17 protein-coding genes and 1 pseudogene are annotated in these 17140 nt (G+C 65.9%); 6 read left to right on the forward strand and 12 right to left on the reverse strand.

Annotated elements, in window-relative coordinates; genetic code table 11:
- The gene (locus FCN77_RS06830; RefSeq protein WP_137321657.1) at positions 1 to 1443 is read left to right on the forward strand and encodes a PhoH family protein; all 1443 of its coding nucleotides are present in this window, start codon (positions 1 to 3) and stop codon (positions 1441 to 1443) included.
- A 51-nt stretch (positions 1444 to 1494) separates the two neighbouring features.
- Here the strand turns inward: FCN77_RS06830 and FCN77_RS06835 are convergent, their stop codons facing one another.
- Together FCN77_RS06835 and FCN77_RS06840 are read right to left on the reverse strand one after the other, a co-directional pair.
- A complete protein-coding gene (locus FCN77_RS06835) occupies positions 1495 to 2139 on the reverse strand; it encodes a GNAT family N-acetyltransferase (protein WP_137321658.1) in 645 nt (214 codons plus the stop codon).
- Positions 2140 to 2166: 27 nt separating this feature from the next.
- Positions 2167 to 2964 (reverse strand): hypothetical protein, encoded by a 798-nt coding sequence (locus tag FCN77_RS06840; protein ID WP_175417174.1) that lies wholly within the window; start codon positions 2962 to 2964, stop codon positions 2167 to 2169.
- A gap of 58 nt (positions 2965 to 3022) precedes the next feature.
- On the opposite strand from FCN77_RS06840, the gene FCN77_RS06845 reads away from it, so the two are divergent.
- Positions 3023 to 3583: an A24 family peptidase gene (locus FCN77_RS06845; protein ID WP_137321659.1), complete on the forward strand. Its 561-nt coding sequence runs from the start codon at positions 3023 to 3025 to the stop codon at positions 3581 to 3583.
- A gap of 37 nt (positions 3584 to 3620) precedes the next feature.
- Positions 3621 to 4091 carry an NUDIX domain-containing protein gene (locus FCN77_RS06850; protein WP_137321660.1) on the forward strand — a complete coding sequence of 157 codons (471 nt, stop codon included), beginning with the start codon at positions 3621 to 3623 and terminating at the stop codon, positions 4089 to 4091.
- Positions 4092 to 4153: 62 nt separating this feature from the next.
- Here FCN77_RS06850 and FCN77_RS06855 read toward each other — a convergent pair whose 3' ends face one another.
- From FCN77_RS06855 to FCN77_RS06875, 5 genes are all read right to left on the reverse strand, one after another.
- Positions 4154 to 5770 carry an MDR family MFS transporter gene (locus FCN77_RS06855; protein WP_137321661.1) on the reverse strand — a complete coding sequence of 539 codons (1617 nt, stop codon included), beginning with the start codon at positions 5768 to 5770 and terminating at the stop codon, positions 4154 to 4156.
- The gene (locus tag FCN77_RS06860; protein ID WP_137321662.1) at positions 5767 to 6444 is read right to left on the reverse strand and encodes a TetR/AcrR family transcriptional regulator; all 678 of its coding nucleotides are present in this window, start codon (positions 6442 to 6444) and stop codon (positions 5767 to 5769) included. Before FCN77_RS06860 ends, FCN77_RS06855 begins: the two co-directional genes overlap by 4 nt.
- 175 nt (positions 6445 to 6619) lie before the next feature.
- On the reverse strand, positions 6620 to 8041 hold the full coding sequence (locus tag FCN77_RS06865; RefSeq protein WP_137321663.1) for a class II fumarate hydratase: 1422 nt from the start codon (positions 8039 to 8041) through the stop codon (positions 6620 to 6622).
- Positions 8042 to 8127: 86 nt separating this feature from the next.
- On the reverse strand, positions 8128 to 8742 hold the full coding sequence (locus FCN77_RS06870; protein ID WP_137321664.1) for a carbonic anhydrase: 615 nt from the start codon (positions 8740 to 8742) through the stop codon (positions 8128 to 8130).
- Positions 8743 to 8751: 9 nt separating this feature from the next.
- Entirely contained in the window at positions 8752 to 9441 is a 690-nt protein-coding gene (locus FCN77_RS06875; RefSeq protein ID WP_254678887.1) for a DUF4245 domain-containing protein, read from the reverse strand.
- 212 nt (positions 9442 to 9653) lie between these two features.
- On the opposite strand from FCN77_RS06875, the gene glpX reads away from it, so the two are divergent.
- The 3 genes from glpX (at position 9654) to FCN77_RS25870 (ending at position 11254) form a co-directional block, all read left to right on the forward strand.
- Positions 9654 to 10676 carry a class II fructose-bisphosphatase gene (gene glpX / locus FCN77_RS06880; RefSeq protein ID WP_175417425.1) on the forward strand — a complete coding sequence of 341 codons (1023 nt, stop codon included), beginning with the start codon at positions 9654 to 9656 and terminating at the stop codon, positions 10674 to 10676.
- A gap of 150 nt (positions 10677 to 10826) precedes the next feature.
- Positions 10827 to 11090 (forward strand): hypothetical protein, encoded by a 264-nt coding sequence (locus tag FCN77_RS06885; RefSeq protein WP_137321666.1) that lies wholly within the window; start codon positions 10827 to 10829, stop codon positions 11088 to 11090.
- Between the two features lie 26 nt (positions 11091 to 11116).
- A complete protein-coding gene (locus tag FCN77_RS25870; protein ID WP_175417175.1) occupies positions 11117 to 11254 on the forward strand; it encodes a hypothetical protein in 138 nt (45 codons plus the stop codon).
- 56 nt (positions 11255 to 11310) lie between these two features.
- Here the strand turns inward: FCN77_RS25870 and FCN77_RS06890 are convergent.
- From FCN77_RS06890 to FCN77_RS06910, 5 genes and pseudogenes are all read right to left on the reverse strand, one after another.
- Positions 11311 to 12257: pseudogene (locus tag FCN77_RS06890) on the reverse strand (lipid II:glycine glycyltransferase FemX).
- Positions 12258 to 12260: 3 nt separating this feature from the next.
- Complete coding sequence (gene manA, locus FCN77_RS06895) at positions 12261 to 13511, reverse strand: mannose-6-phosphate isomerase, class I (RefSeq protein WP_137321667.1); 1251 nt, start codon at positions 13509 to 13511, stop codon at positions 12261 to 12263.
- A 98-nt stretch (positions 13512 to 13609) separates the two neighbouring features.
- Positions 13610 to 15238, reverse strand: a complete 1629-nt coding sequence (locus FCN77_RS06900; RefSeq protein WP_137321668.1) for an LCP family protein — start codon at positions 15236 to 15238, stop codon at positions 13610 to 13612.
- Positions 15239 to 15248: 10 nt separating this feature from the next.
- Positions 15249 to 15845: a 5-(carboxyamino)imidazole ribonucleotide mutase gene (gene purE, locus FCN77_RS06905; protein WP_137321669.1), complete on the reverse strand. Its 597-nt coding sequence runs from the start codon at positions 15843 to 15845 to the stop codon at positions 15249 to 15251.
- A complete protein-coding gene (locus FCN77_RS06910; protein WP_254679001.1) occupies positions 15842 to 16990 on the reverse strand; it encodes a 5-(carboxyamino)imidazole ribonucleotide synthase in 1149 nt (382 codons plus the stop codon). Before FCN77_RS06910 ends, purE begins: the two co-directional genes overlap by 4 nt.
- Positions 16991 to 17140 lie beyond the last annotated feature (150 nt).

Below are 17140 nucleotides of genomic sequence, written 5' to 3' on the forward strand. Positions count from 1 at the left end.
GTGGCTACTTCTGAACAACTGCCCGACGTCATTTCCGACCAGGGAGAGAAAGCTACCTCTCGCGCCAAGCGAGGCACCTCACAGACCGGTGCAGCGAACCATCATGCTGCGGCCGGTCTTGCTGTATCCGGCGAAAATGGTGCGTCAGAGGACACTCTGTGGAGCTTTGTCATCGACACCTCGGTATTGCTCTCGGACCCACGCGCGCTGCTGCGCTTCGCGGAGCACGAAGTCATTGTGCCGATCGTCGTCATCACGGAGCTCGAGGGCAAGCGGCACGACCCCGAGCTGGGATACTTCGCCCGGAAGGCGCTGAGGCTCCTGGACGACCTACGCATCCAGCACGGCGGACTCGACCGTCCCATTCCCCTGGGCGACGACGGCGGCACCCTCATAGTGGAGATGAACCACATCTCCACCGGGGTGCTTCCCGCGGGATTCCGCGGAGCAGACAACGATAGCCGCATTCTCGCCGTCGCGAAAAACCTCGCCAACGAGGGGCGCAACGTCACGGTGGTCTCCAAGGACCTGCCGATGCGCGTTAAAGCCTCGGCGATGGGACTGCTCGCGGACGAGTACCGGAATGAACTGGTGAAGGACTCCGGCTGGACCGGTGTGGCGGAGGTCGAAGCCAGCGAGGAGGAAGTCTCCACGCTCTACGGCCACGAGCCCGTCTTCATCCCGGCCGCGGCAGAGATGCCCGTCAACACCGGCCTGGTGATCCTCTCGAACCGGGGTTCCGCCCTGGGCCGTGTGGGCGCGGACAAGCAGGTCCGGCTGGTCAAGGGGGACCGTGACGTCTTCGGCCTGCACGGGCGGTCAGCGGAACAGAGGCTGGCGATCGACATGCTGATGGATCCTTCCGTCGGCATCGTGTCGATCGGCGGCCGTGCCGGCACCGGCAAGTCTGCGCTCGCGCTTTGTGCGGGCCTCGAAGCCGTGCTGGAGCGCCGCGAACACCGCAAGGTGATCGTCTTCCGCCCGCTCTACGCCGTGGGCGGCCAGGAACTCGGCTACCTGCCCGGTTCCGAAGCGGAGAAAATGAACCCCTGGGCGCAGGCCGTCTTTGACACCCTCGGGGCCCTGGTCAGCCAGGAAGTGGTGGAGGAGGTCATGGACCGCGGAATGCTTGAGGTCATGCCGCTGACCCATATCCGTGGCCGTTCGCTCCACGATGCGTTCGTGATCGTGGACGAGGCGCAGTCGCTCGAGAAGAACGTCCTCCTCACCGTGATGAGCCGGATCGGCCAGAACTCCAAGATCGTCCTCACCCACGACGTCGCCCAGCGCGACAACCTGCGCGTCGGCCGGCACGACGGCGTTGCCGCCGTCGTCGAGACCCTCAAGGGACACCCGCTCTTCGGGCACATCACCCTGACCCGCTCCGAGCGCTCGCCCATTGCGGCGCTAGTTACGGAACTGCTTGAAGGGGCGGAAATCTAAGCGGACCCATGCGTTTGGGGGCCGTGGCCGGGTTCGTCCGGCCACGGCCCTTCAGAGCCCCAGATATTTGGCCGTGGCTTCGTGGCCTTCCACTTTTAGGGTCCAGTCCGGGCGTTTGAAGGAGTCCGGGGTGACGCGGACTCTCTGGATGTCCTGCCGGATGCCGCCCCAGGAGGCCCGGGTGACGCCGTTCAGTTCGTAGCCGAGGGCGCGGGAGACGCCCAGGGATTTTTCGTTCCAGGCGGCCGCCTCGGATTCGGCGACTTCCGCCTTCAGATGGTCGAAGGCGTAGCTGACGACGGCGGCCCTCATCTCCTTGCCGAGGCCCTGGCCGTGCGCGGACTTCCTGAGCCAGGAGCCGGTGGTGACCGTCTTGAGCGTCGCGAAATCCCTGGCCTCAATGTCCTGGCAGCCGATGAAGTCGCCCTGGTGCCAGATGCCGAAGAGCATCATCCAGGCTTCCGGGGAGACCCCGGCACGGCAGCGCCAGTACCACTGCGCCATGTTGGGGCCCAGCTTCTCGGGAGGGAATTCGTTCCACGGCGTGCTGAACGGGCTGCGGCCCGGTTCGCTGATGCCGGAGAGGGCTGCTTCCACGGCGGCGGGGATGTCGTCGTCGCGGATCGGCCTCAGCATGAGCCGGGGTGTGGTCAGGGTGAGGCCCAAGGGCGGCCAGATGGCGGAGAGCTCGGTCATCAGGGAAGCCTACCGCCGGTCCGGCGCTCAGCCAGTCGCGCGCCCCCGGGAGATGTCCCAGCTGATGTGGCGGCGGACATCGGTCAGGTTCATGGACTCGGCAAGGAAGAGGTCGTCCAGCATGTACTCGTCCACGGCCAGGATCCGGAGCCAGTGGCCAAAATCCCTCGATTCGTCCTCCAGCCAGCGGCTTGAGACGCAGATTCCGGTGCCGAGGTCAACCCTTATCAGGTTGCGTCCCGGACGGCACAGCGGGCCCCCGGGGTCCGGCGGCGCATAAGCGGCGTTCGGGATCACGATTGTTTCCAGGGCGGGCCGTCCCTCGTGGTCCACTGCCGTAATGGTGCCCAGTTCCACCGCATTGGTGCCCGGGAATTCGATGGGGACGGGTGCATTGCCGGCCAGCTCCACCGGATCCAGTGCCGCGGCGAAGCGGCCGTTTCCGAAGCAGGGTTCGCCGTAGGCGGCCTCCGGGCGGCGGCGGACCAGCCCGCCGTCGTCATAGACCGGGGTGACCAGCTGCGGCGGCAGGAGCCACGACTTCCGGGTGGAGCTGACATAGAACCCGTCCTTGGAGTCATTGATGCCGGTGGTGCTGTGCAGCACCACGCCGGCCGCGGACTCGAGCCGCAAGGCGCCCGGGCGGCGCAGCCAGGCACGGACTGTGTTGTCCGGGTCAGGGGCGGGGCTGTCGGCGTACTCGAACCGGAGGCTTTGCCATTTCCAGGGCGAGGACCGGCAGAGGTTCCGGAACTTCGTGGCCATATCTGCGGGCCTGTTCTGCTGACCGGTTTCCCCCTGGCGCCTCGCGTCCCATGTCGACATATCCACAGTTTACGCGCGGGCTCAGCTGCGGGTCGGGAATATCCAGTAGCATCCGAGTGTGATCCAACGACTGGGCGAACTTTGGGAAGCAACCCCGCTGGCGTTCTGGCTCCTGCTGGCGGCCTGCGCCTATTTCGGCGTGATGGCCGTACGCCTTACGGTCATCGATGTACGGCACCATCTGCTGCCCAACAGGATTGTCTTCCCGTCCTACGCCGTGGGCGGCGTGCTGCTCGTGGCGGCGGCAGTCGCCGTGCTCGCCGTCGGCGCGGACGCCCGGGCAGTGCCCGACGGCGCCGCCCGCCTCTTCGGGCTCCCCGGGGTCCGGATTCCGGCCGGGGGAGCGGTGCTGTGGCTTTTCTATTTCATCCTGCGCATGGTCTATCCGCCGGGGATGGGATTTGGCGACGTGAAACTCGCCGGAGTGCTGGGAATGTACCTCGGCTACCTTGGCTGGGGGCACGTGTTCGCCGGGACTTTTGCCGCTTTCCTCCTGGGCGGCCTGTGGAGCCTGGGCCTGCTCGCCGCCCGGCGCGGGACGCTGAAATCGGACATCCCGTTCGGCCCCTTCATGCTGGCCGGCTCCGCCGCCGCAATGTTGCTGCTGCCGGCGGGCTGAGGGCCTGCGCCGGACTTGCTGCGATTAGGCTGAACGTATGCCAGCACCAGATTTCGTCCTCAAACTCCGCGAAAAAATAGGCCATGACCCGCTATGGATTCCCGCCGTGCGGGGTGTGGTGTTCAACGACGACGGCCACGTCTTGCTGGGCCAGCGTTCAGACAATGGCCGCTGGGCACTGATCTCCGGAATGCTGGAGCCGGGCGAGCACCCCGCGCCCGGCCTGATCCGCGAGATCTTCGAAGAGACAGCGGTGGTGGCCGAAACAGATCGGATGGTGCAGGTCGGCGTTGTGGGCCCGGTGACCTTCCCCAACGGCGACGTGTGCGACTTCCTGGACATAGTGTTCCGCTGCCGCCACGTTTCCGGTGAAGCGCGCGTGAACGACGACGAATCCCTGGCAGTGGGCTGGTTTGCCCTGGACGGCCTGCCGGAGCTCAGGCCCGGGGACCGCGAGTGCATCCGCAGGGCGCTGCAGCCGGAGGATTCGGTCCACTACGAACCGTAAACCCCCGGCAGCGCGCTTCTTGCCTGCGGTTTCCCAACCGTCCACGTCTAGACGGTGGTCTTCTAGACGGCGGCGGACTGCCGTTCCGCTTCGAGACGCTCAGCTTCCGCGCCGCCCACGGCCTCGCCCCGGGCCACCATGCCGGCAGTGCCCGACAGTGGGATCTGTTTCAGGGTCAGCGCCAGCACTAGCGCGATGCCCAGGAACGGCAGCAGGTACCAGAACACCGGTGCCAGCGAATCGGCGTAGGCGTTCACAATCGCGTCGCGGAGCTGCTCCGGGAGCTGGCTCAGCGCCTGTGGGTCCAGGGTCCGGGTGGACTGCGCGGCCTGGTCGGCGGAGGCGCCGGCCCCGGTGAAGGCGTTGGTCAGCGACTCGGCCAGGCGCGAGGTGAAGATGGAACCGAACACTGCCACGCCCAGGGACGCACCTACTTCCCGGAAGTAGTTGTTGGTGCTGGTGGCCGTGCCGATCTGCTCCGCGGGCACGGAGTTCTGCACCACCAGGACGATTACCTGCATGATGGAGCCCAGGCCGGCGCCGAAAACGAACAGCTGGACGCAGATGACCCAGATGGGGGTGTCGGCAGTCAGGGTGGTCAGCCAGAGCATCGCACCCATGGTCAGGGCGGCGCCCATGATCGGGAACATCTTGTACTTGCCGGTCTTGGAGATCCGGATACCCGAATAGATGGCCATGCCCATGAGGCCCGCCATCATGGGCAGCATGAGCAGCCCGGATTCGGCGGCGGAGGTGCCTGAGGACATCTGCAGGAACGTGGGGACGAACGCGATGGCGGCGAACATGCCCAGGCCCAGGGTGAAGCCGATGGCCGTGGAGTTCACGAAGATCCGGTTCCTGAACAGGCTCAGCGGAATGATGGGATCCTCGGCCCGGCGTTCCGCCATGACAAACGCGGCGGCGGCGAGCACCAGTCCGGCGCCGAAGGCCCAGGTCAGCGGCGAATCCCAGCCCTCGTCCTTCTTGCCGCCGAAGTCGGTGAAGAAAATCAGGCACGTGGTGGCCGCGGAGAGGAGCAGCACGCCCAGGATGTCGATCCGCTTTTCGGCCTTCTTGTTTGGCAGAGTGAGGGTGAACCAGGCGATGGTGAACGCGGCGATGCCGATGGGGATGTTGATGTAGAAGGCCCATTCCCAGGTCAGGTGGTCCACGAAGTAGCCGCCCAGCAGGGGTCCGGCGACGGCGGAGAGGCCGAATATTGCGCCCAGCGGGCCCATGTACTTGCCGCGTTCCTTGGCCGGAACGATGTCGGCGATGATTGCCTGGGACAGGATCATCAGGCCGCCGCCGCCCAGGCCCTGGATGGCGCGGAAGACCACGAAGCCCCAGAAGTCGGTGGCGAAGGCGCAGCCCACCGAGGCGAGGGTGAAGAGCCCGATGGCGACGAGGAACAGGTTCCGGCGTCCCAGGATGTCGCCGAACTTGCCGTAGATGGGCATCACGATTGTGGTGGCCAGCAGGTAGGCAGTGGTGATCCAGGCCTGGTGTTCCACGCCGCCGAGCTTGCCGACGATGGTGGGCATCGCGGTGGAGACGATGGTCTGGTCCAGGCTGGAGAGCAGCATCCCGGCGATCAGGGCCGAGAAAATGATCCAGATGCGTTTCTGGGTCAGCAGCAGCGGTTCGGCCGCTGCCTTGGGACTGACGGTTGTGCTCATTGTGGTCCTTCTGCGGAATGGGGTTCAGGGAGATTCAGGGGCTGTGAGAAAAGCAGGCGCGCGGCGGAGATGTTTTCCAGCAGCAGGTCCTGGTAGGACCGGGCATTGCCTTCGGAGAAATAGGCCATGCTGGTGTGCCGGGCAATGCTGCCCATGGCCACGACCGCCATCCGGACCACCGGATGGTCCGGGGCCACGCCTTCGCGGGCGGCGAGCACGCGGGCAAAATGGGCTTCCCGTTCCTCCGTGGCGCCGATGATCTTGAGCATCAGCTGGGGCTCTTTCTTGATGACCCCGATCAGCTGGCGGGTCTCCTCTTCGGAGGAACTCATCCGTTCCGACATCTTCAGTGCCAGCTCCACCAGGTCCTGGAGGAGGGTGTGGGAGATCCCGCTGGAACCGGAGCCGGAACCGGCGCCCCCGCGGATGAAGTCGGTGAAGATCTCCTCGGGGAGCCCGTCGTCGACGTGGCCGAGGATGGCGTCCTCTTTGGACGGGAAGTAGTTGAAGAACGTTCGGCGTGAGATGCCGGCCTGCTCGCACACTTCCTCCACGGTGTAGCCGTTGAGGCCCCGTTCGGCCGTCAGCGACCGGGCGATGGCGCTGATGGAACCGCGCGTGGCTGCCCGCTTGCGCTCCCGCAGGCTGCCATCACTATTTGCACTATTGATCATAAAGTGAAGTTTTGCATCAATCTAAGAATAGTGCAATTTCTGCCCTGAGCACTCCGGGCCGACCCGCACCGCCGACGGACACTCACGCCCCTGACCCGCCACGGCTTCCTTAAACGCCAACGGCCGCCCGCCTTCACGGGGAAGGTGGGCGGCCGCCGTCGTAGGCGGTGGGGACCTATGCCTTGTGCGGCGGGCGGGTCATGGACATGACGTCCAGGGCGGTGTCCAGCTGCTCTTCGGTCAGCTCGCCGCGCTCCAGGAAGCCCATGGCGACGACGGTCTCACGGATGGTGAGGCCCTCTGCCACGGCCTTCTTGGCGATCTTGGCGGCGTTTTCGTAGCCGATGTACTTGTTCAGCGGGGTGACGATGGACGGCGAGGCCTCGGCGAGGAAGCGGGCGCGCTCCACGTTGGCGGTGATGCCGTCGATCATCTTGTCTGCCATGACACGGCTGGTGTTGGCCAGCAGGCGCACTGATTCGAGCAGGTTGGCGGCCATGACGGGGATGCCGACGTTGAGTTCGAAGGCGCCGTTGGTGCCGGACCAGGCGATGGCGGTGTCGTTGCCGATCACCTGTGCGCAGACCATGATGGACGCCTCGCAGATGACCGGGTTCACCTTGCCGGGCATGATCGAGGAACCGGGCTGCAGGTCCGGGATGGCGATTTCGCCGAGGCCGGTGTTGGGGCCCGAGCCCATCCAGCGGAGGTCGTTGTTGATCTTCATGAAGGAGATCGCAATGTTGCGCAGCTGGCTGGAGGCTTCGATGAGGCCGTCGCGGTTGGCCTGGGCCTCGAAGTGGTCGCGTGCTTCGGTCAGCGGCAGGCCTGTGTCGGTGGCGAGCAGTTCGATGACGCGCTCCGGGAAGCCGGCCGGCGTGTTGATGCCGGTGCCCACGGCGGTACCGCCAAGCGGAACTTCGGCCACGCGGGGGAGGGAGGCGTTGATGCGCTCGATGCCGTAGCGGACCTGAGCGGCGTAGCCGCCGAACTCCTGGCCCAGGGTCACCGGGGTAGCGTCCATGAGGTGCGTGCGGCCGGACTTCACGACGTCCTTGAACTCGACGGACTTGCGGTCCAGCGAGTCGGCCAGGTAGCCGAGGGCCGGGATGAGGTCGTTGATCAGCGCGGACGTTGCGGCCACGTGCACCGAGGTGGGGAAGACGTCGTTGGAGGACTGCGAGGCGTTGACGTGGTCGTTCGGGTGGACAACTTTGTCGCTTCCGGCGGCCTTGAGGGCGCGGGAAGCAAGCTCCGCGATGACCTCGTTGGTGTTCATGTTGGAGGACGTGCCCGAACCGGTCTGGAAGACGTCGATGGGGAAGTCGCCGTCGTACTTCCCGGCAGCAACCTCATCGGCGGCATCCGCGATCGCCTTGGCCAGCTCGCCGTCGAGCACTCCAAGTTCTGCGTTCGCCTGGGCGGCAGCCTTCTTGACCCGGGCGAGTGCCTCAATGTGCGCGCGTTCCAGGGTCTTGCCGGAAATGGGGAAGTTTTCAACTGCACGCTGCGTCTGGGCACGGTACAGGGCGTTCACGGGGACGCGGACTTCGCCCATCGTGTCGTGTTCAATGCGGAATTCTTCAGTGGAAGTCATGGGGCTAGCTTAGGGCGATTGGTGGCCGCTTCGAAAACCGTGAAGGCCTTGCGTCGGCGCCGGATGGCGCCAACTGCGGTAGTCCCTTAGAGCTCGCCGATTCCGGAAACGAGGTCCGCCCGGCCCTGCGCGAGGCTATAGGAGAGTCCGATGACGGCGGCCGTCCCGGTTTCAATTGCGGTGGAGATCACACGCGAGCTGTCAACCAGCCGCTGCGACGTCTGCTTGACGTGCTCCACCACCATGTCGTTGACCTCGGTTTCGTTGTTGCGCAGGGAGGTCAGGACGGATGGCGTGATGCGTTCGACGAGGTCACGGATGAAACCGGTGGGCATCTGCCCGGTTTCCACTGCGGTCTTCGTCGCGCTGACGGCGCCGCAACTGTCATGCCCGAGCACCACGATCAGTGGCACGCCGAGAACGCCGATGCTGTATTCCAGCGAGCCGAGGACGGCGTCGTCGATGACCTGGCCGGCGGTGCGGACCACGAAGGCGTCGCCCAGGCCGAGGTCGAAGATGATTTCGGCAGCGAGGCGGGAATCCGAACAACCGAAGATCACGGCGAAGGGGTGCTGGTTCTCGACCAGCGAGGAACGGCGCGATGCGTCCTGGTTGGGGTGGGAGGATTCTCCGGCGACAAAGCGTTCATTTCCTTCGCGCAGTTGCCGCCAAGCCAGCGCGGGAGTCAGGTAAGTAGCCACGGGGCTACTTTACGGGGAAGGCGTGGCCGAGGGTGAAACTGTGGCGGCCGGGTTACTTTCCAGTGACTTCACGACGGCGTCTGCCAGGACCGCGAACTCGTCCAGTTGCGCCGTGCCCGTCAGCACAACGGTTGTGCCCTTGTGCGTGAGGACCATGCTCTTCTCACCCTTGCCGGCGTCCCGGAGTTCCCAGTCCAGTCCGCCGGCCTTGCGGCTACCCGTCACGGGAGCGTTCTTGGTCTGCTGGAGCAGCCACGTCGGGTTGGCCCGGGCAGTCTGGACGAGCCCGATGAAGGACTCCTTCGGTGTGAGGTAGCCGACCTCCCACGTAGGCACGCCATTGGCGGTTCCGGACTCCCAGCGGGCGTAATTCGCACTGAATGTGTCGCCGGTCCCGGGCGCCACGGGTGTGAATCCCGCCACACCGGCGGCGTTCTGCGCCACCGCGCTGACGTTAACGTTCGGCCGGTAACCGTCGGTCTTCGGGGAAGGGTTCATCAACACGATGGGGAGAAACGCGGCCACGCTAACGACCAGCGCGATGATCATCCCGATGACCGAGGCATTCGCCCTTTTTGCCGCAGCAGCGCGGATAATGGGCTTAACCACGGGCGCGTCGGGGGTGCCCGGGGCGCCCGCGGGGGAGTCCGGGCTTGCCGTCTGGGTCTCGGGGGTGGACTTGTCCTGCGTTTCGCTCACGCTTCTATAGTCGCCCATGTGAACGCAGTTCTCACATTCCGGCTGTCACCCCGGTGAGGAATCGCCGCGTTTCACGGGGTGGTCATCCCATGACCTTCGGATGCTGCCGCGACTATGATCAGTAGCAGAGGAATCACCGTGACGGACTGATACCGGCCGTACGGGTTCAATGATCGCCACTCGAAGAAGAGGTTCACGTGTCACCAGCGCCTATGACCCAGCAGTACTCCACGATTTCCCCGTCGCTTGCCGTTGGCATTGACGAGCCGGACCGCAACCTTGCCCTTGAACTTGTCCGCGTCACCGAAGCCGCGGCAATTGCCGGCGGCCACTGGGTGGGCTTCGGCGACAAGAACAAGGCTGACGGCGCAGCAGTCGACGCCATGCGCTCCTTCCTCCAGACCGTCCACTTCAATGGTGTTGTGGTTATCGGTGAAGGCGAGAAGGACGAAGCTCCCATGCTTTTCAACGGCGAGCACGTGGGTGACGGCACCGGCCCCGAGTGCGATGTCGCCGTCGACCCCATCGACGGAACCCGCCTGACCGCCCTGGGCATCAACAACGCCCTCGCCGTTCTGGCTGTCGCCGAGCGCGGCTCCATGTTCGACCCCTCCGCCGTGTTCTACATGGAGAAGCTCGTCACGGGCCCGGAAGCTGCGGACATGGTCGACCTGCGACTCCCCGTCAAGCAGAACCTGCATTTAATCGCCAAGGCGAAGGGCGTTAAGGTCAACCAGCTGAACGTCATGATCCTGGACCGGGACCGCCACCGTCCCCTCGTGGAGGAAATCCGCGAAGCCGGTGCCCGGACCAAGTTCATCATGGACGGCGACGTCGCCGGCGCCATCGCGGCAGCCCGTTCCGGTACCGGCGTTGACGCGCTCATGGGCATCGGCGGGACGCCGGAAGGCATCGTTGCTGCCTGCGCCATCAAGTCCCTCGGCGGCGTCATCCAGGGCCGCCTCTGGCCCACCAGCGATGACGAGAAGCAGAAGGCCATCGATGCCGGGCACGACCTCGAGCGTGTCCTCTCCACCAACGACCTCGTCTCCAGCGACAACTGCTACTTCGCAGCCACGGGCATCACGGACGGCGACCTCCTCAAGGGCGTGCGCTACTCCAAGGACAAGGTCCTGACCCAGTCGATCGTCATGCGCTCCAAGTCCGGCACCATCCGCTTCGTGGACGGCGAGCACCAGGCCAGCAAGTGGGAAGGCTACGCCCGCAAGAGCTAGTCCCTCCGTTGCACCCCTAGTTCAGCGCGAACTGGCAGCAAATGCCCTCGGATCCAACTTCTGAGGGCATTAGCTGCCAGTTCGCGCTTAAGGCTGGATCCCGTCCTGTGGATAACCGTTAGCGAGTCGGATCTCGGTTGAGAATGGACCATGTCCCGGACGCCGGCGCGCACCTGGCTGGACCTCGCGTCGGTGTTGGGCTTCGACGCACTGGTCGCGGCCGGCGACTCGGTCGTCGTCGAACACGGCGAAGATTTCCCGCTGCCGCGGCAGCCGCTGACCGCGGTCCCCGACTTACAGCGGATAGTCCGCCAACACCCGGGGATGCGGGGTGTGAAGAGGGCACGGCTGGCCCTGGACCTGGTCCGCGCCGGAGCTGACTCCGCACCGGAGACCATGTTGCGCCTGCCCTGATCGGGGCCGGACTTCCCGAGCCTGCCTTGAATGTGGTGCTGCGCAATGGTCTTGGCCATCCAGTGGTCTGGCCCGATGCGGCCGACCCGGAGCACCGGATCGCCCTTCAGCATGACGGTGTTCACCACGGCGATCCGGACCAGTACCGCCGCGACATCAAATGATGATTTTGAGGGCATCTGCTGCCAGTTCGCGCTCGGGTAGTCACCAAGGGGAGGGGTCAGCTGCGGAGGGCGCGGAGTTTTTCGCGGACCTTGCGGGCCAGCTGGTAGGCGCCGTACCGGACTTTCTTCACGGGGAGGTCCCAGGTGCCCGGGTAGGCGATCTCACGCCCGCCGAATGACTTCTTGAAGGCCGTGAAGCCGGCCCATTTGTGGTTCGGCTGGTCTGCCGGAGCCACCCCCAGAGATCCACGTATTTGAGGCCCTTATCCTTGGCGTCGGCCATGAGCGTGACCAGGAGGGGTATTCCGGCGCTGAGTTTGCGGTGGGAATCGTCCAGTGCCGCATGGGCGTAGGTGCGGGTGTCGGCTGAGTCGTAGGCCAGGGCCGCGGCTATCGGACCGCCGTGGCGTTCGGCGATGAACAGCGTGGCCGCACCAGCCGGCATGAGCGAACGGGCCACCTGGCTGAGGTACTCATCGCTCTGCGGCTTGAATGCGCTTCGTTTCGCGGTCATGTGCAGGAAGTTCAGGAGCACCCGGATGTCTTCCGGATCCTGCGACGTCCGGAAGGTCACGTCCTTCTTGTGGATGTTCCGGTACAGGTTCCGGTTCACCGGCTTCATGGCAGCCAGGACGTCCTTGAAGTCCTGTTCCAGGTCCACGATCCAGCTCAGTTCCGGCTGCTGGTTGACCGGAGCCGGCCGCAGGCCGCGGCTCCGCAGCAGGGTTTCGGACGCAGCAGCTTCGAATCCGGCACTGACCGGCTCGATCCGGACAAACGCTGCCCCGCTCTTGCGGGCCAAAGCCACGAGAGCCGCCAGCGCGGCGTCGAACGCTTCCAAGGAAGCCGCCACGGGACCGTACGGGGCATAGAGAACCTTCCCTGCCGGATTCTTCTCCTCCACGGCGAGGAAGCTCCAGCCGGGCCCGGACTGTTTGTGCACCGTGCGGCCGAGCGAACGCTGGAAGTCCGCCCAGGGTGCGGTCTGCAGGAAGTACTCCACCGGTCAGGCTTCCACTGCAGTGGTCACGGCGAAGGCAACGGCGGGTTCCGTGGAGCCGGCGGCACCGTGCACGTTGACGGGTGCCTCGGCGGCAGGGAGGAAGGCGCTGGCGCCGCGGTCCAGGTGGAGATCGCCCTTGGGGGAGTCCAGCAGGACGGAGCCGGACACCACAATGATCACGGCGGCACCGGACTGGGCCAGCGGGACCGGGGCCGCGTCGGGCTCCAGCACTATCCGCTGCAGCTGGAACTCGCGGAACGGCGGCCGGTAGAGCTCCTGGCCCAGCGCGGACGTTTCCGCCGCCAGCATCGGCACTCCCACCGACTCGAATTCGATGGTGTTCAGCAGTTCCGGAACGTCCACGAACTTGGGTGTCAGGCCGCCGCGGAGCACGTTGTCGGACGACGCCATGACCTCGATGCCGAGCCCGTGCAGGTAGGCGTGGACGTTGCCGGCGGGCAGGTACACGGCCTCACCGGGGGACAGGGAGATCCGGTTGAGCAGCAGCGAAATGAGCACGCCGGGGTCGCCGGGGTAGTGGCCGTGCAGGCTGACGGCCGTGGATAGCTCGGCCTGGTACGGGTCCGTCGGCAGGCCGGCTTTGAGGGCTGCCACGAGCTCGCGCACGGCGTGGGAGACGGCGTGCCCTCCGCCGATAAGCCTGGTGAATGCAGCCTTCAGGGCGTCGTGCTCAACCGGCGCGGACAGGTCCTCCATCACCTCCAGGAACAGGTGCGGGACTTCAACGGACATTTCACGCATTGACGCCGCAAGGTGCTCAAAAAGGGCGCGGGACGACGCAGCCGGGCGGAAGCCGCACAAGGCCTCGAACGGCGTCAGCGCGAAGATCATCTCCGGCTTGTGGTTGTTGTCCTTGTAGTTCCGTTCCGCAGCGGAACGGTCGACGCCGGCGGCCTCCTCGCGGTCGAAGCCCGCCCGGGCCTGTTCCAGCGTCGGGTGGACCTGGAGGGACAGCGGGCTCTCGGCCGCCAGGACCTTGAGTAGGAACGGCAGTCGGGGACCGAACTCCGCCACACTGGCACTGCCCAAATGGTGCTCGGGAGCGGAGCTGATGAGCACATCCAAAGGCAGCGGACCGCCGTCGGCCGCGACAGCCACGGACGGCGAGTCCGGGTGGGCGCCTACCCACAGTTCAGCTTCCGGCCCGCCGGACACCTGCCGGCCCAGCAGGCCGGCGATCGCGGTGGTGGAGCCCCAGGCGTAGGGCCGGAGGACGTTCTCAATTTCGTACACAGCCTGGTGTCCTTATCTCGTTGCAGCAGTCGGGCTGCCGCAGGTTCGTGGATGCGTGCTGGCGCCGTGGAGGGCGGCAGGCGGTTGGTGCCGGACGGTTAGAGCGGACGGCACTGGCCGTTGGTGGCCACCAGATCGCGGATCGCCTGCTCGTTTCCCTCGCGCTTGAACTGGTTGAGCATCTCTTCCGTGATGGGCTCGCCGTCAGGCGTTGTGGTCACGGGAGTGAAGTCCGACGACGACGTTGGCGACGGCGCGGGCTGGGTGAGGGGGGCAGCCGCGGCTGCCGCCATGAGACGGCCGGCAGAGGCTCCTGGCTGCACCACCGTGTCCCCTGCGGCACCGGCCGACTCGGACTTGGGTGCCAGCAGCTTGTCAACCTTGTCGTGGATCTGGTTGAAGTCCGGCACTGTGGAGAACGACGCATCGAAGTCCGGCGGCCCGATGGTCAGCCGGCTGACTTCCTGGCCCTTGGCCTTCATGGCCAGGTCCACGAAGCTGCCGAGCTGGCTGGCGGAAATGTTGGAATCCACCACCTTGGTACCCGCGTTGGCGATGTCCTCAAACTTGGAGAGCAGGGTCGCCGGGTCCAGCTGTTTCAGCATGGCCTGCTGGACGCACTGCTGGCGCTGGATCCGGGCGTAGTCGTCCACGAATTCGCGGGAGCGTCCGTACCAGAGCGCGTGGTAGCCGTCCAGATGCTGATCGCCGGCCGGGATCCAGCCTTCCGGCATGCCGTGGATGCCATTGGCCTCATCGGTCACGGGGCCGCTCAACGGCACCCAGCCGCCGGCCTTGATATCGATCCCGCCCATGGCGTCGATCAGTTTGGCGAACCCGTCCATGTCCACCAGCACGTAGGCCTGGACGGTGATGCCGAGAGTCCCGGAGACAGCCTCCAGAGTGGCCTGGGCACCGGGGTCGGCGACACCCGGATACAGGTCCTTGTGCTCGTTGGTCACTTCCGTGTTGATGGCGTTGATGAGGCATTCGTCGCCACAGTTGTAACCGTCAGGGTAGATCTTCCGCATCGGGGAGCCCTCGCTGAACTGGGCGTTCTGCAGGTTTCGCGGTACGGAGATGATGGCCGTGTGGCCGGTCTTGGCATCGACGCTGAGGACGGAGAGGCTGTCCGGACGCCGGCCCGTGCGGTCGTCGCCGGCGTCGCCGCCCATCATCAGGAAGTTGTAGCGGCCGTCCACGGGGTCCATCGCGGGACCTGCGGAGAAGATGCTGCCGATGGCGTTCCGGCCCACGTTCAGCACATAGGCCGCATAGCCCAGGGTGCCGCTGCTGAGCACCATGGCCAGGACCAGGGCAGCACCGACTATGGGCCGCATTCCGGGTGCCAGCAGGACAGGCCTGATGAGCCGGAGCGTGTTGATGAACAGTGCGGCCCAGCCCAGTGCGAGGGCGACGAGGATGATGATGATCAGCAGCGAAGCCACTGCGTTGGTGACGATCCCGATCAGGAGCGTGCGGTTGACCATCAGCAGCACCAGGGCCAGGACCACGAGTCCCCAGACGGCGAGCGTTACCCGGAGCGCAATCCTGCCCAGCTTGCGGTCGCCCGCCACGATCTGGGCACTGCCCGGAACGAACAGCGTCAGCAGCAGCAGGACGAACGCGCGTTTGGTCCTGACCGGCGCCGGTGCGGTCACTGGATTGCGGACGGGATCTGTCATGGCCGGTTGCGGCGCCTGGGAGCGGGAGTGGCTGGTGGTCATGTGCTGATTCCTAACGGCTACCCCGGGGAACGACGTTGCCGTCGGAGAACACTTCGCTTACTTTTTGCCGCAGGCTGGCACCCTTGCGGGTGGCGACGTCGTTGAGCTCCTGGGCGAAGTCGATAAGGTCATCGCGCAGGCTGAGGGCCAGTTCATCCGTGCCGGAGGCGAGCATCCGGACGGCAAGCAGGCCGGCATTGCGTGCGCCGGCGATCGAGACAGTGGCCACTGGAACGCCTGCCGGCATCTGCACGATGGAGAGCAGGGAGTCCATGCCGTCCAGCGTTTTCAGCGGGACGGGAACGCCGATGACCGGCAGCGGAGTGACGGACGCCAGCATCCCGGGCAGGTGTGCGGCTCCGCCAGCGCCGGCAATGATGACGCGCAGTCCGCGCTCGTGTGCCGTCTGGCCGTACCGGATCATTTCGGTGGGCATCCGGTGGGCTGAGACCACATCGGCTTCAAACGGGATGCCGAACTCGGCGAGGGCCTCCGCGGCCGCCTCCATCACCGGCCAGTCCGAATCGGACCCCATGACCAGTCCAACGATCGGCGCCGCCGGGTCAGCCCCTGCGGCGTGGATTGAAGCTGTGCGTGTGGTGGTCATGCGGTCTCCTCGGAGTTCCCTGGTGAGGTTCGGGCCGGCGCCCGGCCGTCACGGATGATGCTGGCGACGGTGGTGGCACGCTGCCGGACCGAATCGACGTCGCCGGCCGATGCCCCCACCAGGTTCACGTGGCCGATCTTCCTGCCCGGCCGGACGGCTTTGCCGTAGCAGTGGATCTTGGCGGCGGGCTCTGTGGCCATGGCCTGCGGAAAGGCGGAAAAAAGCTCCTGGTTCTCGCCGCCGAGGAAATTCTTCATCACAACCACCGGGCCCAAGGCGTCCGTGGCGCCGAGCGGGAGGTTCAGCACTGCGCGCAGGTGCTGTTCGAACTGGCTGGTTACCGAGCCGTCCTGGGTCCAGTGCCCCGTGTTGTGCGGACGCATTGCCAGTTCGTTGATCAGGAAGCCGGAGCCGGTGCCGGGGGTTTCGAAGAGCTCAACGGCCATGACGCCGGTGACTCCGAGTTCGTTGGCGATCCGGACTGCGGCGTCCTCGGCCGCAGCGGCCACCTCCAGAGGAATGTCCTGGGCGGGCGCAATCACCTCGTCGCAGACGCCGTCCACCTGGATGGTGTGGACCACCGGCCAGGCGCGGCATTCACCGTCCGGAGTCCTGGCGACAAGCGCGGCCAGCTCACGGCTGAACTCCACTTTGGCCTCGGCCAGCAGGGGAGCCATGGCCTCGAACCACTCGGCGGTTTCTGCGGCGTCCGCGGCGGATCCGACAATCCGGACACCCTTGCCGTCATAACCTCCGCGGGGCATCTTCAGGACCACCGGCCAGCCCGTGTTCTCGCCGAAAGCCACCAGGGCGTCGACGTCGGCAACCGAGGCCCACACCGGATTCGGGAGTTCCAGCCGGTCGATCGCTGCGCGCATCACGAGCTTGTCCTGGGCGTTGACCAGGGCATCCGGGCCGGGCTGGACGTTCACCCCCGCTTCCTGCAGGGCCCGCAGGTGCTCGTTGGGGACGTGTTCATGGTCAAACGTCATGACGTCCAGCCCCTTGGAAAACTCCAGGAGGGCGTCAAGGTCCTTGTAGTCGCCCACGGGCGACGTCGGCACTGCGGAGACCGCAGAAACGTCCTCCCCTTCGGCCAGGACGCGGAGTTCAAAGCCCAGGGCCGTTGCGGCGGGGGCCATCATGCGGGCAAGTTGGCCGCCGCCAACTACGCCGATTACTGGAAAAGTCACAAGAGCCAGCCTACAGAAGAGCGCGGGAGTTCCGGGCTTTCCGACCGTTTCGGGCAGGAAATTGCTTCATGTCGGCGGCAGCAGGAGGCTGCCGCGAAGGCA

Source organism: Arthrobacter sp. 24S4-2, assembly GCF_005280255.1.
In the GTDB taxonomy this organism is placed as follows: Bacteria; Actinomycetota; Actinomycetes; order Actinomycetales; family Micrococcaceae; genus Arthrobacter.